Annotated in this window: 20 protein-coding genes and 1 tRNA gene; 12 read left to right on the top strand and 9 right to left on the bottom strand. The window is 44.0% G+C overall.

Going from position 1 to position 23,645, the window contains the following annotated elements; all coding sequences use genetic code 11:
* Positions 1-72: 72 nt before the first annotated feature.
* Positions 73-408 carry a Grx4 family monothiol glutaredoxin gene (locus tag VEA_RS06985; RefSeq protein WP_017635833.1) on the bottom strand — a complete coding sequence of 112 codons (336 nt, stop codon included), beginning with the start codon at positions 406-408 and terminating at the stop codon, positions 73-75.
* Between the two features lie 284 nt (positions 409-692).
* On the opposite strand from VEA_RS06985, the gene sodB reads away from it, so the two are divergent.
* The 3 genes from sodB (at position 693) to VEA_RS06970 (ending at position 2,813) form a co-directional block, all read left to right on the top strand.
* Positions 693-1,277, top strand: coding sequence for a superoxide dismutase [Fe] (gene sodB, locus VEA_RS06980; protein ID WP_005396533.1), 585 nt, complete (start codon positions 693-695; stop codon positions 1,275-1,277).
* Positions 1,278-1,432: 155 nt separating this feature from the next.
* Positions 1,433-1,936 carry a VC2046/SO_2500 family protein gene (locus tag VEA_RS06975; RefSeq protein WP_012841566.1) on the top strand — a complete coding sequence of 168 codons (504 nt, stop codon included), beginning with the start codon at positions 1,433-1,435 and terminating at the stop codon, positions 1,934-1,936.
* Between the two features lie 193 nt (positions 1,937-2,129).
* Positions 2,130-2,813 carry an SDR family oxidoreductase gene (locus VEA_RS06970; protein ID WP_012841565.1) on the top strand — a complete coding sequence of 228 codons (684 nt, stop codon included), beginning with the start codon at positions 2,130-2,132 and terminating at the stop codon, positions 2,811-2,813.
* Positions 2,814-2,954: 141 nt separating this feature from the next.
* On the opposite strand, the gene adhE is transcribed toward VEA_RS06970, so the two are convergent.
* Positions 2,955-5,657 (bottom strand): bifunctional acetaldehyde-CoA/alcohol dehydrogenase, encoded by a 2,703-nt coding sequence (gene adhE, locus VEA_RS06965; RefSeq protein WP_012841564.1) that lies wholly within the window; start codon positions 5,655-5,657, stop codon positions 2,955-2,957.
* A gap of 650 nt (positions 5,658-6,307) precedes the next feature.
* On the opposite strand from adhE, the gene VEA_RS06960 reads away from it, so the two are divergent.
* On the top strand, positions 6,308-6,946 hold the full coding sequence (locus VEA_RS06960; RefSeq protein WP_005396528.1) for a YchE family NAAT transporter: 639 nt from the start codon (positions 6,308-6,310) through the stop codon (positions 6,944-6,946).
* A 35-nt stretch (positions 6,947-6,981) separates the two neighbouring features.
* Positions 6,982-7,845, top strand: coding sequence for an ion transporter (locus VEA_RS06955; protein ID WP_005396527.1), 864 nt, complete (start codon positions 6,982-6,984; stop codon positions 7,843-7,845).
* 55 nt (positions 7,846-7,900) lie between these two features.
* Here VEA_RS06955 and asd read toward each other — a convergent pair whose 3' ends face one another.
* Positions 7,901-9,016, bottom strand: coding sequence for an aspartate-semialdehyde dehydrogenase (gene asd, locus VEA_RS06950; protein WP_005396526.1), 1,116 nt, complete (start codon positions 9,014-9,016; stop codon positions 7,901-7,903).
* 430 nt (positions 9,017-9,446) lie between these two features.
* Here asd and nhaC point away from each other — a divergent pair, with 430 nt between their 5' ends.
* Positions 9,447-10,880: a Na+/H+ antiporter NhaC gene (gene nhaC, locus VEA_RS06945; protein WP_005396525.1), complete on the top strand. Its 1,434-nt coding sequence runs from the start codon at positions 9,447-9,449 to the stop codon at positions 10,878-10,880.
* 88 nt (positions 10,881-10,968) lie between these two features.
* Here the strand turns inward: nhaC and VEA_RS06940 are convergent, their stop codons facing one another.
* From VEA_RS06940 to yejK, 3 genes are all read right to left on the bottom strand, one after another.
* Positions 10,969-12,132 carry a hypothetical protein gene (locus VEA_RS06940; RefSeq protein WP_006743275.1) on the bottom strand — a complete coding sequence of 388 codons (1,164 nt, stop codon included), beginning with the start codon at positions 12,130-12,132 and terminating at the stop codon, positions 10,969-10,971.
* Between the two features lie 104 nt (positions 12,133-12,236).
* Positions 12,237-13,553 carry an Hpt domain-containing protein gene (locus tag VEA_RS06935; protein ID WP_006743276.1) on the bottom strand — a complete coding sequence of 439 codons (1,317 nt, stop codon included), beginning with the start codon at positions 13,551-13,553 and terminating at the stop codon, positions 12,237-12,239.
* 81 nt (positions 13,554-13,634) lie between these two features.
* Positions 13,635-14,633 carry a nucleoid-associated protein YejK gene (gene yejK / locus VEA_RS06930; protein WP_006743277.1) on the bottom strand — a complete coding sequence of 333 codons (999 nt, stop codon included), beginning with the start codon at positions 14,631-14,633 and terminating at the stop codon, positions 13,635-13,637.
* An 85-nt stretch (positions 14,634-14,718) separates the two neighbouring features.
* Between yejK and VEA_RS06925 the strand changes: the two genes are divergently transcribed.
* The 3 genes from VEA_RS06925 (at position 14,719) to VEA_RS06915 (ending at position 17,022) form a co-directional block, all read left to right on the top strand.
* Positions 14,719-14,946 (top strand): YejL family protein, encoded by a 228-nt coding sequence (locus tag VEA_RS06925; protein ID WP_005380722.1) that lies wholly within the window; start codon positions 14,719-14,721, stop codon positions 14,944-14,946.
* Positions 14,947-14,968: 22 nt separating this feature from the next.
* Positions 14,969-16,777: a DUF3413 domain-containing protein gene (locus tag VEA_RS06920; protein ID WP_006743278.1), complete on the top strand. Its 1,809-nt coding sequence runs from the start codon at positions 14,969-14,971 to the stop codon at positions 16,775-16,777.
* Between the two features lie 154 nt (positions 16,778-16,931).
* Positions 16,932-17,022 (top strand) — tRNA-Ser (locus VEA_RS06915).
* Positions 17,023-17,213: 191 nt separating this feature from the next.
* On the opposite strand, the gene VEA_RS06910 is transcribed toward VEA_RS06915, so the two are convergent.
* Positions 17,214-18,137: a histone deacetylase family protein gene (locus tag VEA_RS06910; protein WP_006743279.1), complete on the bottom strand. Its 924-nt coding sequence runs from the start codon at positions 18,135-18,137 to the stop codon at positions 17,214-17,216.
* A 270-nt stretch (positions 18,138-18,407) separates the two neighbouring features.
* Here VEA_RS06910 and VEA_RS06905 point away from each other — a divergent pair, with 270 nt between their 5' ends.
* On the top strand, positions 18,408-19,097 hold the full coding sequence (locus tag VEA_RS06905; protein ID WP_006743280.1) for an SDR family oxidoreductase: 690 nt from the start codon (positions 18,408-18,410) through the stop codon (positions 19,095-19,097).
* Between the two features lie 183 nt (positions 19,098-19,280).
* The gene (locus tag VEA_RS06900) at positions 19,281-19,487 is read left to right on the top strand and encodes a hypothetical protein (protein WP_005380717.1); all 207 of its coding nucleotides are present in this window, start codon (positions 19,281-19,283) and stop codon (positions 19,485-19,487) included.
* 44 nt (positions 19,488-19,531) lie between these two features.
* Here the strand turns inward: VEA_RS06900 and VEA_RS06895 are convergent, their stop codons facing one another.
* A complete protein-coding gene (locus VEA_RS06895) occupies positions 19,532-21,499 on the bottom strand; it encodes a DNA topoisomerase III (protein ID WP_006743281.1) in 1,968 nt (655 codons plus the stop codon).
* Between the two features lie 104 nt (positions 21,500-21,603).
* The gene (locus VEA_RS06890) at positions 21,604-22,152 is read right to left on the bottom strand and encodes an NAD(P)H nitroreductase (protein ID WP_005380711.1); all 549 of its coding nucleotides are present in this window, start codon (positions 22,150-22,152) and stop codon (positions 21,604-21,606) included.
* 173 nt (positions 22,153-22,325) lie between these two features.
* Here VEA_RS06890 and VEA_RS06885 point away from each other — a divergent pair, with 173 nt between their 5' ends.
* A complete protein-coding gene (locus VEA_RS06885) occupies positions 22,326-23,642 on the top strand; it encodes an MFS transporter (protein ID WP_012841562.1) in 1,317 nt (438 codons plus the stop codon).
* The last annotated feature ends 3 nt before the right edge of the window (positions 23,643-23,645 follow it).

Here is a 23,645-nt window from a genome sequence, read left to right as displayed (position 1 = left end):
CACTAACCTAAAAAGAAAAAGGAGCCAGTACGGCTCCTTCGTATTCTATCGCTAAATGTGAGTATTTACGAATTACTCAGCTTGATCTTCAGCGCGCGCTGCAGCTTCTTTGATTAGAGGCTGAAGTTCACCTTTTTGGAACATTTCTAGAATGATATCGCAACCGCCGATAAGCTCGCCTTCAACCCATAGTTGAGGGAATGTTGGCCATTGTGCGTACTTTGGTAGCTCAGCACGGATATCTGGGTTTTGCAGAATGTCTACGTAAGCGAACTTCTCACCACATGCCATTAGAGCCTGTGACGCTTGAGAAGAGAAACCACAGCTTGGCAGTTTCGGTGATCCTTTCATGTACAGCAGGATTGAGTTTTCAGAGATCTGCTGTTTGATTTTGTCGATAGTTTCCATCGCTTCCTCATTCATGGGTTTGAACTTTGTTTATTTGCCACATTCTACTCAATAACGACAGAATAAAAACCATATAATTAATAAGGCTTAAATTCAGGTTGCTTGATGGCGAGCAATTCAGCACTTCACAGCCGCTAACCCCTTAAAATATTTTCATATCGGGGTTTTAATAAAGTAAAAACTTGCTAAAATACTTAGCAAGTCAGCCTTAAAGGCTACATAGCTATAAAAAACACTGGAAGCAATCGAAAGGTCATCCTTTCAAATCAATGGAGAATCGAGTAATGGCATTTGAACTACCAGCTCTTCCTTACGCGAAAGACGCACTAGAACCACACATCTCAGCAGAGACTCTAGACTACCACCACGGTAAGCACCACAACACTTACGTTGTTAAGCTAAATGGTCTTATCCCTGGCACTGAGTTCGAAGGCAAAACTCTAGAAGAGATCATCAAGACTTCTACTGGTGGCGTATTCAACAACGCAGCGCAAATCTGGAACCACACGTTCTACTGGCACTGTCTTGCTCCAAACGCGGGCGGCGAACCAACTGGCGCAGTTGCTGACGCAATCAACGCAGCATTCGGTTCTTTCGAAGAATTCAAAGCGAAGTTTACTGATTCAGCAATCAACAACTTCGGTTCTTCATGGACTTGGCTTGTTAAGAAAGCTGACGGCTCTCTAGAGATCGTTAACACTTCTAACGCTGCTACTCCTCTAACAGAAGAAGGTACAACACCACTTCTAACTGTTGACCTGTGGGAACACGCATACTACATCGATTACCGCAACGTACGTCCTGATTACATGAACGGCTTCTGGGCACTTGTAAACTGGGACTTCGTAGCTGAGAACCTAGCGAAGTAATTTTACTTCCCCCTAAGTTCAATTTAGTCTTATTTTAAAAGCTCGCTGAACCAGCGAGCTTTTTATTTTTCGCTTAAAAACTCCAATTTAATCTCTTCTTTTTCCTAAAGTTCTTCTCAGACACGCCGTTAAAATGGCATCGAGCGAGGAACATCATGCAAATTCATACTTTAGACAAAGCGGCAATTATTAACGAACTTCAGTTCGGCAATGGTATCAACCATGCTGTCCACGAAGGACGTCGTGCCGATTTTGCACTGATTTTGTCGATGTTTTCTAACGATGTACGCGACGTTGTACCTGTAGAGGAAATCAAAGAAGTAGCCACCAGCGAAGATATACTCCGTCAACAACTTGAATTGTCAACGCCTCAAGCTCTTCGTTCTGATAGCAGCAGCTATGAGCTAGCAGCACAGCAAGCAAAACAATTCCACGGTGCAGGTCTACCCTCAGCGAAACTGAGTCACTACTTGAAACCAGACGCCCTGACCTACTTGCCGGAAGATACGTTTAATCTTCCTGAAGACGTTTATCACAACCTATCCGGTCATGAGCGACGCAAATTGGGCGAGCGCAACAAAAACCTCATCCCAGATGCAGGGCTATACAATCAACTAGTGACGGCTCAACGTCAGTATCAAATTCAACTGCAAGTATAGAGATCATTGTTCAACCAACAGCTTGCAGTATCCACAGTCAGAAATGTGACGCCTTACAAATTACCGCACAATAGTCCTCATCCAAAAGCGTTAGTTTGAAGTCTTTCACACTGAGCCTTTCTAATTTCAACCATGCTAATAGCACAAACCACTGGTGTATTTTTTTTTCACACAGGGATACAGTGAAGGTGTTATGGATATTAAAGAATCAATTATTCTCGTCACGTCTGCAGGTTCTGTTATAGGAAGGACTTGTGCTAGTCACTTTGCTCACCTTGGAGCGACGTTGATTCTTTGTGACCAAAACTCTAGCGCTCTAAAATCGAGCTATGAGCAGATTAGTGCCTTCACAGATAAAGTCTATGCGATGAATGTGTGCAGTGATAACACAACGTCCATTAACTTACTGTTTGATCAGATAGAATCGCAGCTGCGTGCGACACCAGACGTGATAGTCAATTGCTGGACGAGCTCTCCCATGCCAGGCTTGATGGCTCCCGAACCTATGAGTACTTACATTGATCACTTGTCTTCTGCAGCACGTTTCCTCTACACCTATGGCCAGGTGGGAGCCGAACGATTTCGCGCTAGAAATAAGAAAGGGGTAATTGTTAACGTCATTTCCCATGACAGCCATGAAGATTTAACGGGAGTCGAAAGCATGGCTGCTTTGGTGTCAGGTTTTACTCACAGCTGGGCAAAAGAGCTCACTCCATTTAATATTCGGGTGGGTGGCGTCATTCCTTCGGTAAACCATACAAGAGAAGAACTTAACGAAAGACACTGGGCCGAGATCCAAGATGAATTGGTTCGCAATACCGCATATATCGTATCAAATGAGTATTTTAGTGGCAGAGTGGTTGCTACAGAAGTATGAATGGACAACGTGTTTGTTGCGTCAATGGATCGCTATTACTCAACTTTCTCAACAAAAAAGCCCCAGTCAAATGACTGGGGCTTTTACTTTTTCCCGGTTAAGGTTTCGTGCTAGCGAAAACCTTACTCACACGACTCTTGATTACGCGTCAGCTTTTTCTTTCTTTGCTTTAGGCGCCGCTTTCGCTGCTTCTTGGTCTGCTTTCTTCTTGATAACTGTTGTACCTTCGAAAGTTTCACCTTCAACGAATGCTTTACCGTAGTAAGAAGCCATTAACACATCTTTAAGTTCGCTAATTAGTGGGTAGCGAGGGTTCGCACCAGTACATTGGTCATCGAACGCTTCAACTGCTAGCTCATCAAGTTTCGCGATAAAGTCTGCTTCAGCTACGCCTGCCGCTTGGATAGACATTGGGATGTCTAGGTTCACTTTTAGCTCATCCAACCATGCTAGTAGACGTTCAATTTTCTGAGCAGTACGGTCACCAGCTTGGCTTAGACCTAAGTGGTCAGCAACTTCAGCGTAACGACGACGTGCTTGTGGGCGGTCGTATTGAGAGAACGCTGTTTGTTTAGTTGGGTTATCGTTCGCGTTGTAACGTACAACGTTAGAGATAAGTAGTGCGTTTGCTAGGCCATGTGGAATGTGGAACTCAGCACCTAGTTTGTGCGCCATTGAGTGACAAACACCTAGGAATGCGTTAGCAAATGCCACACCAGCGATAGTTGCGGCGTTGTGTACTTTCTCACGAGCGATTGGGTCGTTAGCGCCGTTCGCGTAGCTTGAAGGTAAGTATTCTTTTAGCATCTTAAGTGCTTGTAGAGCCTGACCATCTGAGTATTCGTTCGCAAGAACAGATACGTAAGCTTCTAGAGCGTGAGTTACTGCATCGTAACCACCAAATGCTGTTAGAGACTTAGGCATGTTCATCACTAGGTTAGCATCAACGATAGCCATGTTTGGCGTGATTTCGTAGTCAGCTAGTGGGTATTTAGCACCAGTCTTGTCGTCAGTAACAACCGCAAATGGTGTAACTTCTGAACCAGTACCTGAAGTTGTGGTGATACATACAAGCTCAGCTTTTTGACCCATTTTAGGGAACTTGTAAATACGTTTACGGATGTCCATAAAGCGCATTGCTAGTTCTTCGAAGTGAGTTTCTGGGTGCTCGTACATTACCCACATGATCTTCGCAGCATCCATTGGTGAACCACCACCTAGCGCTAGGATAACGTCTGGTTGGTAGCTAGCCATTTGAGCCGCACCTTTCTCTACTACAGAAAGCGTTGGGTCAGCTTCAACATCGAAGAATGTTTGAACTTCCATGCCTTGAGCTTTAAGTAGGCTTACTACGTCATCTGCGTAACCATTGTTGAATAGGAAACGGTCAGTTACTAAGAATGCGCGCTTCTTACCTTCTAGGTCGCCTAGAGCAATTGGAAGGCTACCACGACGGAAGTAGATTGACTTAGGTAGTTTATGCCACAACATGTTTTCAGCTCGCTTCGCTACAGTTTTCTTGTTGATTAGGTGTTTAGGACCTACGTTCTCAGAGATAGAGTTACCACCCCATGAACCACAACCTAGAGTTAGAGAAGGCGCAACGTTGAAGTTGTACAAGTCACCGATACCACCGTGAGTAGTCGGGATGTTGATTAGGATACGAGCTGTCTTCATCTTGTCACCGAAGTAACGGATACGGTCAGCGTTAGTATCTTGGTTAGTGTAAAGACCAGATGTGTGGCCGATACCACCAATCTCAACCATAGTTACCGCTTGAGCAACCGCGTCTTCGAAGTTGTCAGCACGGAATAGACCTAGAGTTGGAGATAGTTTCTCGTGAGCGAATGCGTCATCGTGAGACACTTTACCTAGACCTTCACCAACAAGGACTTTCGTGTCTGCTGGAACTTTAACGCCTGCCATTTCAGCGATTGCCGCTGCTGGCTGACCTACGATTTTCGCGTTTAGCGCGCCATCGATAAGAAGAACTTTACGAACTTTTTCTGCTTCTGCTTTGCTTAGTACGTAAGCTTTGTGAGAAGCAAAACGCTCTTTTACTTCGTCGTACACTTCATCAACGACGATTGCAGCCTGCTCAGAAGCACATACTACGCCGTTGTCGAAAGTCTTAGACATCAGGATAGAAGCCACTGCACGTTTGATGTCAGCAGTTTCGTCGATAACAACAGGAACGTTACCTGCACCTACACCGATTGCTGGTTTACCAGAAGAGTAAGCTGCTTTAACCATGCCTGGGCCACCAGTTGCAAGGATAAGCGCGATGTCATCGTGTTTCATAAGAGCGTTAGAAAGCTCAACAGAAGGTTGGTCGATCCAACCGATGATGTCTTTTGGTGCACCCGCTGCTACTGCTGCGTCTAGAACCAGTTTCGCTGCGTCGTTAGTCGAGTTTTTCGCACGTGGGTGTGGTGAGAAGATGATACCGTTACGAGTCTTCAGAGAGATTAGAGATTTGAAGATCGCTGTAGATGTAGGGTTAGTCGTTGGTACGATACCGCAGATGATACCTACAGGTTCAGCGATAGTCATAGTACCTAGGTTGTCATCCTCTTCTAGGATGCCACACGTTTGTTCGTCTTTGTATTTGTTGTAGATAAACTCAGAAGCGAAGTGGTTCTTGATTACTTTATCTTCAACAATACCCATACCAGATTCTTCAACCGCTTGTTGAGCTAGCGGGATACGGGCTTGGTTAGCTGCAAGCGATGCTGCACGGAAGATTTTGTCTACTTGCTCTTGAGAGTAAGTAGCGAACTCTTCTTGCGCTTTCTTAACGCGAGCAATCATTGCATCTAGTTCAGCCATATTAGTTACAGGCATAGGGAATCTCCTAAAATTAACAAATATTAAAAACTTTTTACTAAGGCTATTACTTATCGTTTTTACTGTTTATCAGTCACTTAGAAAACAAACGTCTTAGTAAATTGCTTTCAGGACTGAGTATAATATTTCAGAGTGTGAAAAAAATTGACTTGGATCAGTTCTCACGACCTAAATACCACCAAAGTGGTGCCCCATCACACTAAAACGACATAACTCACTGATAAACAAATAAATTAATCTTCACTTTTTATTGAACAAAAAAGAAGCAAATAGACAAATAAATAAAAGAAACTACAACAACCTGTAAAAAAGTTTCATTTTTAGCCAACAAAATTACATGTAGGCCCAATTCCTTGTGCTACTGAGAGTATATCGAACCGAATACATCTCTCTACAAACCACCTTAGTTTTTATCAAAAGTGTGCGAATGTTAACGTTTATGTAAAACAGCGCGCTTTGACAGCAACTTTATACGCAACAATTCTTTTCCAGATTAGATACAGTTTATTAAAGAATTAGTTTTTCTCACTAAAACAGTAGGAAATGCGTTAGTTTTTTTCATTTCTTCCAACCCAACTTTTGCCTTACATTACGCCCAAATTACCCCTTCTCCTTTTCACTAATGTGAACTTTAATGAGTACGCAACATGCAAACTTTTGAACTTGCTATCTTCTTGCAGTTTTTTCTTGGTTTGGTCGCCGCAGTAAACCCTGTTGGTATCATGCCTGTGTTTGTGTCACTAACCGGACATATGACACCAGACGAAAAGCGCAATACGGCAACCACAGCGAACGTGGCTGTTGCGATCATCCTGATCATTTCGCTCTTTGCTGGCCAGTTACTATTAGATATGTTCAGCATTTCTCTGGATTCGTTTCGTGTTGCAGGTGGGCTACTGCTGCTTAGCATCGCGTTCTCGATGATGAGCGGTAAACTGGGGGAAGATAAACAAAACAAACAGGAAAAATCAGAATACGTGAGTCGCGAGCAGATCGGTGTTGTTCCTCTTGCGATGCCGCTAATGGCAGGACCAGGCGCAATCAGTTCGACTATTGTTTACGGTGCACGCTACCCAAGCATGTTTGATACGGTAGGCATCAGCATTACAATTGGCTTGTTCTGTCTATGCTCGTGGCTGTTGTTCCGCTCTGCCCCACTGATCGTGCGATTTTTGGGCCAAACTGGTATCAACGTCATTACCCGTATCATGGGTTTGATATTAGGCGCATTGGGTATTGAGTTTATCGCCAATGGTTTACGCAACTTATTTCCAGGATTAGCCTGAGTTTCTATAAAATTGTATGATAGAGCGATTCAACAATGGATCGCTTTGTCATGACGACTGACTCTCTCAAACATACTCTTTATGTCACCATTTTTGGTACTCATACCAAAGCTGGTCGAACCTTCGATATTGCACTCATTATCGCGATTATCAGTTCTCTAATCGTGCTGGTATTAGACTCAATACCATCCGTACGCGCCGAGTGGGCAAAAGAGCTGAAATACTTGGAGTACACTTTTACCGGTTTATTCACTATTGAGTATTTTCTCCGGCTTTATTGCTCTCCAAAACCAGCCGCCTATGCGAAAAGCTTTTATGGCGTCGTTGATTTACTCGCGATTTTACCTACTTACTTAGCACTGTTTTTCCCTTCTGCCTCCTTTATGGGCGTAATAAGAGCACTACGAGTCATGCGAATATTCCGCATACTCAAGTTGGTCCGCTATCTTCAAGAGTCCAACATCCTCTTACGCTCTCTACTGATGGCGCGCAGAAAGATTTTTATCTTCTTTAGCTCTGTCGCCATTATGGTCACGATCTTTGGGTCACTGATTTTTGTCATTGAGGGGCCTGAAAACGGATTTACTAGCATTCCGAAAAGTATTTATTGGGCTATTGTGACCATCACAACGGTTGGATATGGTGACTTGGTACCTCAAACAGATCTCGGAAAAGGACTTGCCTCACTCACCATGTTGTTGGGTTATTCAATTTTGGCGGTCCCTACTGGTATTTTCACAGCAGAGCTTCACCAAGAAATGCAATCGCACAAAGTATTAGTGAAGTGTCCGAACTGTTCTCACGCCGGGCACGACTCTGATGCGACTTACTGTAAACACTGTGGTAGTGAACTGGCCGATCCTGATAAACGCGTTGTTCGTGGAGAAGACGAAGCATAAAAAAGAGCTCCCTAGGGAGCTCTTTTATTTTGTCATCAAACAAAGATTGATGTGATTATGCTTTCTCAGAAAGAATAATGCGTAACGTACGACGCAATGGTTCTGCTGCGCCCCATAGTAGTTGGTCACCAACAGTGAAAGCATTTAGGAAGTCATCACCCATTGCCATCTTACGTAGACGACCTACTGGTACGGACATAGTGCCTGTTACTTTTGCAGGTGTAAGTTCTTGCGCAGTAATGTCACGATCGTTAGGAATCACTTTAACCCAGTCGTTATGAGTGGCGATGATTTCTTCGATTTCATCCATTGGGACATTTTGCTTAAGCTTGATAGTGAGTGCTTGAGAGTGACAGCGCATCGCACCAATACGGACGCAAGTACCATCGATTGGCACAGGCGAGCTTTGTGAGCCCAAAATTTTGTTTGCCTCTGCGCCCGCTTTCCACTCTTCTTTACTCTGACCGTTATCACGTTTCACATCGATCCACGGAATAAGCGAGCCAGCTAGTGGTACACCGAATTTATCGGTAGGGAAAGAACCGCTGCGCATTGTGTCTGCAACTTTTTTATCAATATCTAGGATAGAGCTTGATGGGTTTGCAAGTTCGGAACTTACAGAGTCATTGATAACGCCCATTTGCGAGATCAGTTCACGCATGTTTTGCGCGCCAGCACCAGAAGCGGCTTGGTATGTCATTGCGCTTGTCCACTCAACAAGGCCTTTTTCGAATAAGCCACCTAGACCCATTAGCATTAAACTAACCGTACAGTTACCACCAACAAATGTGTTCGTGCCACCGTGGATGCCTTGTTGGATTTGCTTTAAGTTCACAGGATCAAGCGTGATGATGGAATCTTCCGCCATACGTAACGTAGATGCTGCGTCAATCCAGTAGCCTTTCCAACCGGCTTGTCGAAGTGCTGGGTAAACTTTTTCTGTGTAGCTACCACCTTGACATGTAATTACCGCATCAAGCTGTTTTAAGCTTTCAATATCATACGCGTCTTGCAGTAAGCCTGCGTCTTTTCCTAAGTTAGGAGCAGGAATACCAACTTGAGAAGTACTGTAGAATACTGGTTCGATTAGGTCGAAGTCTTTCTCTTCAACCATACGCTGCATAAGGACTGAACCAACCATACCGCGCCAACCAACTAAACCAACTCTCATCGCATTAACTCTCCATGTATTAAAAAACCTACCCCATAGTTAATTTTTCGCATCAAAATCTCAACCCCTATTTTGTAAATAAGCCTATTTTTTAACCTTTTCCTATGAAAATTCGTGTTAAACGAGATTTTTTAGTGTTTGGTTTGCGATTTCGGCCATTTTTCAAGTAGGGAAAGCCCTGTTACTCCAAATTGGTCTTACCACTCAGTGATAAAATAACACATGAAGCACAATAATTTCACATTACACAACATTTAAAACCAAAAAAGTTAAAACAAACTAACAGTTAATTTCACAAGCAAACGTTTTTGCCGACGAACATCAAGATAAAACACCAAATATTCGAAATATAATTTTTGTTAATGTATGTTATGCGCGATTACAACAAGGAGCGCCTTCCTCTATTGCTCCAAGATTGACAGAGGCACATATGAAGCAAGTTACACCACGCCTACCAAGCTTGATACAGGTATTTATCTCGCTCGGTTTATTTCTACTGCTGGCATTTTCGTTCACTGCCAAGCTAGACCTACCGATCCAGCTAGCGCTGTACATCGGTTGGTTCATTATCATGATATTAGGCATTAAGCTTGGTCATCAGTACAAAGATCTGGAAAAAGCTGCACTAAATGGCATTTCCAATGGACTTGGAGCCGTCTTAATTCTTCTTGCCGTTGGCGCGCTTGTTGGTACGTGGATCTCTGGTGGTATTGTTCCAACCATCATTTACTACGGCCTTAAAGCAATTCACCCTTCTATCTTTTTGCTCGCAACCATGATCATCTGTTCATTGACTGCGCTAGCGACTGGCACCTCTTGGGGCGCTGCTGGTACTGCTGGTATTGCGATGATGGGTATTGGCCAAGGCCTTGGTGTTCCTGCGCCAATCACTGCAGGTGCCGTACTTTCAGGCTGTTACTTTGGTGACAAAATGTCGCCTCTCTCGGATTCAGTAATCCTTGCTTCATCTATGTCTAACGTTGAAGTGATGGAACATATTAAAGGCATGTTGCCGATAGCACTCATTAGCTACATTATTACAGGCATTATGTTTACTGCATTTGGCTTCCACTACGCAGGTCAAGTTGACATGAGCCAGGTAGACTCTGTCATTAAGGCGATGGAACAGCAGTTCTACATCACCCCTTACTCATTTGTTCCTGTGATCATCGTATTGTCACTTCTAGCGATGCGTATGCCTTCATTCCCAGTGATCAGTTTTGGTTCTCTGCTAGGTATTATTTGGGCAGTGATGATCCAAGATGTCGATTTCCTAACCGCGTTCAACACGGCTTGGGCTCCGTTTGCAATCTCATCTGGCGTAGATTTCATTGACTCAATCCTTAACCGTGGCGGCATGTCTTCAATGCTTGGGTCGGTAGCGGTTATCGTATTCGGCCTTGGTTTTGGCGGTCTACTAGATAAAGTAGGCGTGCTAGAGACTATCGCGAAGCTGTTTGAAAAACGCGTTCAAAGTGCAGGTTCATTGGCAACAAGCACAATTGGTACGGCCTTTATGGGCAACGTATTTGGTTCAGCGATGTACGTTTCACTTATTCTGACCCCAAAAATCTGTGCGAAGAACTACGACCGTCTAGGCTACAAACGTAAGAATTTGTCTCGTAACGCAGAGTTCGGCGGCACATTAACATCTGGTATGGTTCCATGGAGTGACAATGGTATCTACATGGCAAGTATTCTGGGTGTTGCGACACTATCTTACGCACCGTTCATGTGGCTAAGCTTTGTATGTATCATCGTGACTATCATCAGCTCCTACATGGGTTGGTTTGTTGATAAATGCGAACCAACAGCGGAAGCAGTTGAACAAGCAGAAGGTGAACTGAAGCAGCAAACCGCTTGAGTTCGCATAGATAGGAAGAATCTCTCTTCCGAGTGAAAGACAAAGAAAAAGAGCGCATTAGCGCTCTTTTTTATATCTCAACCAAACGTTAACTTTGTTTGACTTGCGTTTTCACTGCTGCACGCTTACCAAACCAATAGCCCAAGCCAAGTGGTGCAAAGAATATAACGGCAATGAACAAGATGAAGTAGATAATGGTACTTTTAACGAGCTCAATCAGCTTGGTCATCGCTAAACTGACCACTTCCTGCGAGACTCGGTCCATATCTTGAGCAAACTTCTCACGCTCATGGGTAATGATCTGCGCGATTTCTTGGCGCTCTCTGGCTACCATCAGCTCTAAAGCTTGGCGCTCCTCACCCAATTGAGATAAACGCGCTTGCGTTTTTTGGTCAATATCATCAACCAAAGGTTGTAACTCTACCGCCATTTTCTCTGCCAAATAGCGCATGTACTCTGGATTGTTATCAATAAAGTCCTTCATCGAATCTGCCGTAACTTGTAAGCTATTTAGCGCGGCATTAACTTTTTCGATGCTGGCAGAGCTATTTAATGCTAATAACTGCGCCTTCCAAGTCATAATTTTGGGGGTCTGTTCTGATACAAGGCTTAGACGATCCGAGACATCCCCTAATGCTTCTGGCATTGTACCTAGCGTAGTCACTGCCTCTTCCTCGCTAATTTGATTCGCATCTAACCACCCACGGTAAGCTGGCGTCCTGATCATACTTAAGTCCGCGAATGGATGTTGCTTAACGAACTCTGCAACAAACGCTTGTGTCTTGATGTACACTTCTTGTTTCAACAGAGATTGAGCCAGTTTATCCACCTCTTTCGCTAAGTGATCAGAAACTAGCTTTGCCTCCTCTGTCGCAAACAGTTCATGACCAGGACCAGTCGTAAAGAATTGATCCATCTGTAGCGTAAAAGTCCAAGTATCAATCAGTGCTGCCATTGGCGAGACTTGGTATGCTGCGGCTTGAAGACCTTCTTCAGCATTTATCTTCCAAAGCAAAATATAAGATTGATGGACTTTATCATGCGGCTCATATTGATCGTGCAATGCATCAGCAGCTTGCTCTACCTGAGCAAAAAACTGTTGCGCATACTCACGAGTCAGGAGACGCATATTAAGCTCTTGTTTGGTAAGAGGGACGGTTTGACTCTCGATTTTCACTTCTAACAGGGAGCACCCTGAAAGCATCACAACCAACCCTATCAACATCATTGAAGACAATCGACGAACGGACATGAAAGTACCCTTAACAAATTGTATGGAACAGGAATAAAGCGAACTAAGTCATATAGTTCGGGCCTTTAATACCCCAACTCTGATGATTGTAAGTCAGAGCAATATCAATCTGTTAGCGCTTCTTGTATCTTTTCACTATTGAGAACGTGGTTAGCGAAAAGTATGGTTTGCTTTAGGACATCATCTAAACGTGTCAGTTTCTCTTCCGGCACTTGTTGCCCTTGTTTAATCAACAGCTCAATATCACTCGAAATGCAGTGCAATGGCATTGCCCCTAAACTTCCCGAGACCCCTTTAAGACTATGAGCCGCTCTTTGCGCTTGCTCTTTATCCTCTTCTAATAGCCGATGCATTTTTGAACCATCGCCAGAGTGATCCTGAATAAAGACTTCAAGTAACATTCGCACCGCGCTTTCATCTCCCGATAGCGAGTCCAGCATCTTATTGATATCTATATACGGCTCACGTTCCACGACTGCCACTTGTGATGTGTTCGGCTCATTATGACTCTGTTCGTTAACTTGGCCGTTTTGAGCGCTTTCGGACTGAGCAGAAAAAACAACGTAAGACCCACCAGCTTGCTCAGACTCTTTATCTTCTGCTCTTGATGGTGTTAGCGGCTGAACGGTTCTTTGGGAGAAAAGCCCCCATGAAATAAGAGAAAGAAATAAACCACTGATTACTGACAACCAAGTAACAAAGGTCATCAACTTTTGTTCCAACTGGTCATTTATCGAAGTTAACTGGTTCGGGAAATCAGGATTAAGCAGTTGATTAACTAGATAGCTGCCTTGCGCCTTGGCAGATAGCGCGCTTGAAGTCTGGGCAAGTTGACGCTGAAAAGCACTTCGCTCTTGAGGAGAAAGCGTGTCCGACTCGATAAAGAGTCGGTCTAAATCACGATAAGTATCGCTATTCGTTGCTGAGTCACTAAAAATAGACTCCAAAACAAGTGCGCCTAAGCGATAGTACATTGATTGAATTTGCTCAGAGTTTTCAGCTCGGGCACGGCTCCTTCGCAACTGTTCAGCCAATGATACAAGCTCACTGTCACTCCCTACAAAGGCTCGAGCACTTTCTAAAAATCGATCGGTCGCATAAAGCAATTGAGTAATATCTGGTGTGATTTTTCCTTCAGAAAACTCACTTTCAAGCTGTAAGCGAACTGCATAGGCTAACTGAAGTTTTAGTGAAACTTGGTCGACGTGCTTAACACGATAAGGCAGATCAAAGTTAAAAAAATGTCTGACTTCTTCAACTTTGCTTCCTAGCTCATTCACCGTTGAAATGGTTTGAATCGTTTGTTTGGCTTGCAACCAAATCCCTAGCGCTAAAACACACCATAAAACGAACCAGAACCAAACAAACCGCCTCATTCCTTCTTTTAGCTTCAGCAACACTCGCCCCTCACATATCTCCATTAATTACAAGCATATACTATGGATGTTTCTTATTCACATAAAAAAGAGAGCCATTGGCTCTCTTAATTTGACGATACGGTTTTAGTTGCGACTCAGCTGATCTTTTAGATTTGGAGGCGTACCTTTAATCGTTAAGGTATCCGTCTCTGGGTCATAAAAAATACGCTCGCCAAGCAATAGGCTATCAAAGCTAATATTCAAGCCACCGCCAGCACCAACAAATTTAGTCAGTTTGCGAACCGTCGCACGGTCACCAGGGAAAGATTCTTCAAGCTCGTACCCTTGCTCTTTGGTGAAATCCATAAAGCTTGTGCCATCTTGGCTTGGAGGAAGCTCTCCAGAAAGCTCTGAGATTTGAACCTCATCACCGGATTTAATTTGCTCATTGCAGTAATCGTAAACTTGTTTCTTGTACTCGTTCACTTCTTGCTTTTCTAGCTTCGAGTCAGCACAAAAATCATCCACTGCCTGCATCAACACTAAGTTTTGTTGTTTAGTATCTAAGCCGATGTCCGCTTGCAGGAAATCTAGGAAGAAATCCGCCACTTTACGGCCGACGCGTCCCTTGATGTATTGCAAGTAACGATTAGATTTCTTGTCAGTGTCGTAGCTCGACAAGTCAATGCGTGCCGCAATATCCATTTTGGTGATATCTAGGTAATCCGTCGCACTGATGTCCAAACCTTCGGTCACTTTTAAACTTTGGTTCATTGGTAAGATACCGATGAACAAGTAGTCCGTTGCTAAACTCTGATACTCAGCGAAAACCAAAATACCTTCATCCGCAAATGGGTACTTAATCAACTCTTCTTTCAAGCGATTTGCACTAATTTGTGAGAAGTCGTAAAAATCTCGCTCTCCTTTGCGCATTTCTTGAAGCCAAAATTGAAATTCGCTGTCTGACTGGAAAGAGCCAAAACCTTTACCAGCTTTAGAATGGAATACTCGGTGAAGCTCAGCGACTAAGTTTTCAGTAGATGCATCGTTCTCTAATGATGCTGGACGAAAGTTTACAACTAGCTCGTCCTGATCGTTTTTGCACAGTTGATGCAGAATAACGTTTGAAAGATGAAGGCTCATAGTGATTTTATCTTGCTACAAGGTTTTAGTTGATGGGCATTGTAGGTTATCATAAGCCGCTTTTACTATCATTATTAGAGTCTTTATGCCGATTACATCTAAATATACTGACGAGCAAGTAGAGAAAATTCTTGCTGAAGTAGCAACAGTTCTTGAAAAACACGCTGCTTCTCCTGAGTTGACGCTAATGATTGCCGGAAATATCGCAACCAATGTCTTAAATCAACGTGTTGCTGCTTCACAACGCAAAGCGATTGCTGAAAAATTTGCTCAGGCGCTGATGTCTTCTTTAGAAACACCAAAAACACACTAATAACGGACAATAGAACACATACATGGTAGACAGCGGAAACTCATACGGCGAACGTGTATCTCGACTGGTTGGTTGGGGTCACTGGTTTGCATTCTTCAATATCGTTGCATCGATGTTGATAGGCACACGCTACATTGTTCAGTCTCCTTGGCCCGAGACGTTACTTGGTCAGTTTTATCTGGCGGTTTCTTGGGTTGGTCACTTTGGCTTTCTAGTTTTCGCGCTTTACTTGCTCGTTCTATTCCCGTTAACGTTTATCCTGCCATCGCGGAAATTGTTCCGTTTGGTGGCAGTGATTTTCGCGACCGTTGGGCAAACCATATTATTGATTGATACCCAAGCGTATCAGTCGATCAATTTGCACTTAACTCCTGTCGTTTGGGAGTTACTATTCAGCGAAGATAAAAGTGCACTCAGCACTGATCTACAACATCTGTTTGTTGTAATGCCGCTGATCTTCCTTATTCAGCTCGCTCTATCCGAATGGGTATGGCGAAAACAGCGCAAACTATCTCATAAGCACGTAGGACGTCCTCTAGCAGCTGTATTTTTCCTCAGCTTTATGACCAGCCATTTGGTTTATATTTGGGCAGATGCATACTTCTACAATCCAATTACCAGTCAGCGTTCAAACTTCCCATTGTCTTATCCGATGACGGCGAAGAGTTTTATGGAAAAACATGGTCTACTTGACCGTGAGGAATACCTAAAACGCTTAGCGGAAAATGAAGGCAACGTAGAGTTAGTCAATTACCCTCTGGAAAAGCTAGAGTTTAACCGTCGAGTCAATAAGCTCAACGTGTTGATGATCAGCGTAAACAACCTGCGTGCAGACGCGCTGAATCCAGAAGAGATGCCTAACCTCTATGAGTTTGCCGAAAACAATCAGAACTTCCGTAATCATTACAGTTCAAGTAATGATACTTACGGGGCTTTTGGTTTGTTCTACGGCTTACCAACCAGTTACGCCTCAAGCATCAAGGCGCAAGGTGCTTCGCCAGTGTTACTCGATGTACTGAAAGATCAGGGTTACAACTTCGGCCTATTCAGTGGCAGCGGGTTTGAAGATGATCTCTACTCAGAGATTATTTTCCGCGACTTAAAACTAGCGGAAGACCTCGATGGCACACAAGCTCATACCGATAAGCAATCTATCGCGAACTGGAATACATGGTTAACAGAGAAAGCGAGTCAACCATGGTTTAGTTACATCGAAGTCACCACCGTTGATAATTTTGAATCGATCCCTTCAAATAATGACGAAGAAATGTCCGCAAGTGATCGCTTCAAAAAAGCCTATGAATATGCGGTGAAATCAGCGGATAAAACCGTCGCTAGTATTATTGATGAGCTTGAAAAAAATGGACTATTGACAAACACCATCGTGATTATCACTTCTAATCACGGTAGTGAGTTTAACGAAACCAATACGAACAGCTGGGGCGCAAACAGCAACTACAGTCGTTATCAGTTACAAGTTCCTATGGTAATCCAATGGCCAGGAATGTTGGCTGGTGAATTTAATCACAGCACAAGCCACTTGGACCTTTCGGTCACGTTGTTGCAGGATATGCTCGGTGTATCTTCCAACCCATATGATTACAGTAGTGGTCGTAACCTATTTGACGAAAGTCGTCGCCGTTGGATCCTAGCGGGTGACACTCGTGAGCTTGCCTTAATTACTAGCTCACAAACCACAGTGATCGATAAGTTTGGCAACTACAAGTTGTATGACAGAAATTACAAACGACTTCGAGATGATGCACCGAAGTTGCCAGTTTTGATGCAAGGTTTAACTGAGTTACAGCGTTTTTATTCTAAAAACGATTAATACCTAGCAATCCATATACTATTCAAACTCCCCTTTTTGGGGAGTTTTTGTTTATTTAAACAACACAAACCACAAATTTGCGCAGTAAACATCCAATCAGTTCAACTAGGGGTTTACAACATTTTCAAAGCCTTATATTATGCGCCTCAACAACGGAGAGATGGCTGAGTGGTTGAAAGCACCGGTCTTGAAAACCGGCATACGTTAATAGCGTATCTAGGGTTCAAATCCCTATCTCTCCGCCACATTTAGAAAAAGCCCGCTAAGAAATTAGCGGGCTTTTTCGTATATCCAGATTTGAAAAGATTTGTACAAATCCCTCCTTGAATACAAGCCCAGCAATCGCCACATTCAGAAAGAGCACGCTTAGAAATTAACGACCTTTTCGTTTCAGTGTCCCGTTTTGAATCAGGTTGATACTCACGTCTAGTTGTATTTACTTACCAACAAAGACTTCTTTAGCGGCATTAATGAGCTGCAAATGGATTGGGACAAGGTCTGCATGATTCGTTCGATATCCACCTCCGACGACAGCTGCGACAGGGATACCTCGCGATTTCATTGTTTGCATTAAAAATCTATCACGTTCTAAAATCCCTTGCGTCGAAACATCAAAATATCCCAACTCATCGTCTTGATGTATATCAACACCAGCATCGTAGATAACCAAATCAGGACGATGAAGATTAAGCGCCATATCGACCACTTCCTTAAACGCCATTAAAAAATCCTCATCACCTGTTCCTCGCACCAAAGGCACATCTAGGTCAGACTGAGGCTTTCTAGCCGGGAAGTTTTTGTCACAGTGAAAAGAAAGCGTGATGATATCTGGCTCATCGTGACACAAAGTTGCTGTTCCATCCCCATGATGAACATCACTATCAATGATCAATACTTTATCGACATGTTCGACTTCGAGCGCTTGCCTGGCCGCGATCACTAAGTCATTAAATAAACAAAAACCACTGCCAAACTCTTTGTGTGCGTGGTGATACCCGCCACTCAAATGAATGGCAACACCATACTCAAGTGCTTTATTTGCGGTCAAAGCCGTGCCCGCTGCTGAAGTTAGCGTTCTGGTAATGAGAGACTCACTCCAAGGAAAACCTATTCGGCGCATCTTCGCAGCTGGCATGTTTCCATTCACAAGTAAGTCGACGTATTCCTGGTCATGAACACGTTTTACTTCCTCAACAGTTAATGCTTCTGGCTGGAAAAACTGCACGTGTTCTTTCCAGTTATCTTTCTCCATATGTACCAATACCGATTCATAGAGGTACTGGTACTTCATAATTGGGTAACGATGCCCCTCTGGCAACTCAAGTTGAGAATAAATCGGGTGGTAGATAAATGGCAGCATGAGAAATTCTTAATAACAATGGTAACGAAATAGTATCAACTTCAAGGGTTGAATAAAATGCAATTTAATTGATAATGATTTTCAATATCAATTAAATTTAATATACATATGAATTCTACTTTCTTTGCTATTCTCGGCGCACTGTTTGGCTCTCTTTGTGCTCTGTCCCTATTTTCATCTCTCGTTGTTGGTGCGTGGTGGCTGGTTGATTTTATTGCGCTTAGCTAACACAATGACTTTCAACTGAAATCAAAAAATATAGGTGTTTGTATGAGTCAAACCGTCTTTATTACCGGAGCAAATCGCGGCATTGGCCTTAGCTTAACTGAGCTGTACCTAAAGCAAGGCCATCAAGTACACGCTACCAGTCGTTCCTTGAAGAACAGTTCAGAACTACAAACTCTAGCCTCACATTACAGCAATCTAGTTTTGCACGAACTGGATGTCACTCACTACGAACAAGTCGCTCTGCTTGCCGATAAACTCCCTGCCATCGACTTACTCATCAATAATGCAGGATATTACGGCCCCAAGGGATATGGCTTTGGAGACACTGACGTAGAAGAATGGCGTAAAGTCTTCGAAGTAAACACCATTGCACCGTTAAAACTGGTTGAGCACTGTTACCCTCGCTTACAACAAGGCAAGATGAAAAAGATTGCTTGTATCTCATCAAAAGTGGGGAGCATGACGGAAAATACGTCCGGTGGCGGTTATATTTATCGTTCATCGAAAGCGGCGCTAAACTCGGTTGTTAAAAGCTTGAGCAATGATTTAACACCTGAAGGATTTACCGTTTTAGCGCTTCATCCTGGTTGGGTAAAAACGGCAATGGGCGGGCCAAATGCATTGATAGATACGCAAGCCTCCGCGCAGGGCCTAGCGAACGTGATAGAGCTGAGTACACCGCAACTTTCAGGTCGATTTATTAACTACGATGGTACTGAGCTACCTTGGTAGCAGCGTTAAGAAACAACCATCAATAAACCAAATAACACCTAAGCTAGGCTTCATAATCGTGACTTGGTTGGCAAACATAATGTTCATCGGCGATCTACCAGCATAATTCGCGCAATCTAACTTGAATTTATCTATATCCAATCCAGACTTATGAAAAAGTAGAACAATTAAGGAGAAGGCACGATGGCAGCAGATAGGGATTTGGTTAATTTTAGCGAAGAGCACGAGCTAAACTACTGCTTGAGAAGTGCTGGTAAACGCCAAACTCAAGCGAATCGAGATACATTAGTTGACTTGGGCAACCAGGTGAAAGAGGTACTGGACAAACGCGTGTTAACTCAAGGTGAAGTAAGAGGCGCGATCCAAAACCACGGCGACCTGTTCGAGTAATCTATTTTCAAGCATGCGCGGTGTTTAATTACGCCGCGCTTGTCCTATGCCCGCTTACCTTTGGTTGCACGGGATTTAGTCGCACTACCACTCTTTGAATAACTACGCTTTTTACGTTTAAACGCAGGACGTTCCACCTTGGGTAGATGACGCAATGAATCAGGGATCGGCCCTGCTTTTACTTGTGCCATCAAGCCATCAATGCGTTGCTCTAGTGCTTGCATAAACGGCTGATATGCCTGATTTCTCTCTGCCATACCTTGTAACTGGTGCTCCCAATGAGCCGTCATATCTGGGTACGTTGAATCTTCTGGCAAGGCATGAATGAGACCTCTTCCCGCAGGAGAGCTGAGAATTGATTTACCTTGACGCGTGAGCAGTTGGCGTTTGAACAGCGTGTCCAAAATACCAGCGCGAGTCGCTTCCGTACCTAGCCCATCAGTATCACGAAGGATTTTTTTTAGTTCTTTATCCGCAACGTAACGGGCGATCCCGGTCATCGCTTGCAACAGCGATGCTTCGGTAAAGTGCTTTGGTGGCTCGGTTTTTCGGTCTTTTATTTCCCCTTCACGACAAGTTAACACGGTGCCTTCGGGTAACGGTGGAACGGCATCAATACCTTCATCTTCCTTGTCAGTTTTGCCCATTAGCGCTTTCCAACCCGGCGAAACTAACTGACGACCTTTCGCGATAAACGTACCACCAGCGATATCGAAAACCAATTTCGCTTCTGCGTAAACCGCCGCCGGATAAAACTGCATGAGATACTGGCGCGCAATCAATTGATACACTTTCATCTCATTGCCGGAAAGCGCATTCACATTAGCTTGCTTCGGTGTAGGGATAATCGCATGGTGCGCATCCACTTTTTTATCGTTCCAGGCTTTGGACTTTAATGCTAAGTCTGCTCCCTGAACGGCACCTTGCAACTCTTTTGCGTTATTCGCAATAGCAGTTGTCACCGTCCCTGCTTGTGAGTAGTGTTCCATCGGTAAATAGCGACAATCTGAACGCGGGTAAGTGATCAGCTTGTGCTTTTCATACAATGCCTGACAAGTATCTAGTACTTGTTGCGCACTCATACCATAGCGCTTCGCGGCATCGATCTGTAAAGCAGATAACGAATAAGGTAATGGTGCTGATTGCTTGGTTTGCTTTTGTTCCGACTCCGTCACTTTCGCGGGTTGATTTGCAATACGGTTTGCAACGTTTTCCACTAACTTACGGTTTAACACTCGCCCTTCTTCATCCTGCCAAGGCTTGCATGCCTCACTTGGCTTCCAACGAGCACGAATATCAAATGTACCATTGGCATCTTGATACGGAATCAGAGCATGTAGGGTAAAATAGTCCTTCGGGACAAAGTTTTCGATTTCTTCATCACGACGCACCACTAAGCCAAGAACTGGCGTTTGCACTCGCCCTACCGAGAGAACACCTTGATACCCTGCCTTTTGACCAAGCAAGGTATAAGCACGAGACATGTTCATGCCATACAACCAATCAGCCCGAGAGCGGGCCAATGCAGAAACTGAAAGTGGGATAAACTCGCGATTACCGCGCATAGAACTGAGTGCGCGTTTAACCGCAGGTAAGTTCAAGTCGGAAATCAGCAAACGCTGTGTGGATTCCTTCTTGGTTTTAGATAACTTGCAATAGTCGAGAACTTCATCAACTAACAGCTGACCCTCTCGGTCTGGGTCTCCTGCATGAATGACTTCGTTAGCTTCTTTGAGCAATTTACGAATCACTGTTAATTGCTTACTTGCGCTTTTCCTCGGTCTGAGCTGCCATTGCTGCGGAACAATTGGTAAATCTGCCATATTCCACTTTTTATAACGCTCATCGTAAGCGTCAGGTTCGACTTGTTCGAGCAAATGGCCGATACACCAAGTAACGATATCCCCGTTCCCACAGCGGATGAATCCTTGATCTTTCTTTTGAGGGTTTGGCAGTGCAGCGGCAATCGCACGGCCTAAGCTTGGTTTTTCAGCAATAAACAGACGAGACATAACGTTTTGGAAATAAATATAATTAGGGCCACATTAACGAATGTAGCCCTAATAAATCAAGAAAAACTGTATAAATAAACAGTCAAGTTTGTTTAAGTTTTCAGTTATAGAAATTCAACAAACTGAGAGAGGTCACGCTCAGGAACTTTCATCGGTGTACAACCAGGCGTACCTAGGTACAAGAAACCAACAATCTCATCGTCGCCTTCTAAACCAAACGCTTGATGAACTTCTGGATGGAACATCCACTTACCTGAGCGCCAAAAACCTTGAAAGCCTTGTGCTACGGCTGCCATTTGCATCGCTTGTACAGCGCATCCCGCAGATAAGTGTTGCTCTAGTGCTGGCACTTTCTCATGTTCCGTTACTTTAGCAATCACCGTGATCACCATTGGTGCGCGAAATGGTGCATTCTTTACCTTTTCGACCACCGCTTCATCACTATTTTCAGCTTCTGCCGCTTTTACCAAGATATCTGACAGTTTTTTCAAACCATCGCCCTGTGCGATAACGAAACGCCAAGGGGTTAATCCCGCATGGTCAGGCGCACGAAGGCCTGCACGAATGATGTTCTCAAGAGCTTTACCTTCTGGTGCAGGCGCAGATAACTTCGCGATAGATCGGCGATTGAGCAAAAGATCGAGAGCGTCCATGAAAGAGTCCTTATCGAATATCGTTGTTATTTTGTTTACGCTACTTTAGCACAATCTGCTCCTGCGAATAACAACCGGTTTTCTATGGGCTTGATAACGTGCTTCACTTAACATCAAGCTGGATTTAATGTTAATTTATTCGCGAAATGAATAAGTTGAACATAGGCAGGTTGATGAACAAGGATAAACAAAACAGCATTTACGAAAAGATCGTTAATGACGAAGATGCCCGTGCCTGTAAGGCGATTCCTGAATCAGCTTGTCATCAAGTTCCCGGCAACTTTCTTAAAATCATTCTTGCTCAGTTTTTAACGAAGGTCGGCGATGCGTTAATCAACCCCAAAGTCACGTTGCCGTGGATACTACAAAGTCTTGGGGCACCGGTTTACTTAATTGGTTGGCTCGTTCCTATTCGTGAGTCAGGTTCCCTTATCCCACAACTTAGTATTGCGCACTATATTCGTCGCCTCCCAGTAAGAAAATGGGTCTGGGTAATTGGCAGCATCTTGCAGGCTCTTTCCATATTTGCGATCGGATTGGTCGCATTAACTCTGACAGGAGCTGCTGCGGGTTATGGTGTAATTGCATGTCTTGTGATCTTCAGTCTCTCACGCGGTTTAAATTCCGTCGCATCAAAAGATGTGTTGGGCAAAACCATCCCTAAAAACCAACGAGGTCAAGTCAACGGCTGGTCTTCAAGCGCTGCTGGCCTTGTTACACTACTTTTTGCTAGCCTTCTGGCACTAGCCTGGTTATGGGACGTAGAGCCGACGGAGCGCTTTTACAGTCTGAATTTAGGGTTAGCGGGCGCCATATGGCTTATTGCGGCATTAGTTTATGCACGAATTAATGAGTATGCCGGTGAGGTAGACGGTGGTCGAAATGGCGTCCTTGAGGCATTTAAACAACTCGCGTTACTTAAAACAGACCTGACCTTTCGTCGATTCGTTATCACGCGGACACTATTTTTATGTTCTGCGCTGAGTGCACCGTACTACGTTGTGCTGGCACAGCAATCTCTGGGTGGACAGCTCTGGGTTCTAGCTCTCTTTATGTTTGCGAGTGGCTTGGCCTCCTTTGTGTCAGGTCCTTTCTGGGGAAGAATGTCCGATCGCTCTAGCCGCAGTGTGATGGTCATCGGCGCAACGATGAGTGCGCTACTTGGCGTTGTTTTATTTGTTTACGATACGTGGGTCACCGCTAGCCAAAGCTTCCTATTCGTGATTCCTCTGCTCTACTTTTGTGTGTGCATTGCCCACGACGGAATACGAGTCGGACGAAAAACCTACTTAGTTGATATCGCGGAAGGTGACAAACGGACGAGCTATGTAGCCGTGAGTAACACAGTGGTTGGGATAATGCTGCTTCTAATGAGTTCTCTTGGTGTTATGTCGAACTTCTTGAGCCTTTCAGCTGTGGTGTTAGTGTTCTCTTTTATTACTTTTGCTGGCGTGGTAATGGCCAAACAACTGCCAGATATTAGTGACTAGTTC

Origin of the sequence: Vibrio antiquarius, assembly GCF_000024825.1 — a bacterium.
GTDB lineage: Bacteria > Pseudomonadota > Gammaproteobacteria > Enterobacterales > Vibrionaceae > Vibrio > Vibrio diabolicus.
Note: the sequence above shows the minus strand (reverse complement) of the source record. Positions and strands in the feature narration are given on the sequence as shown.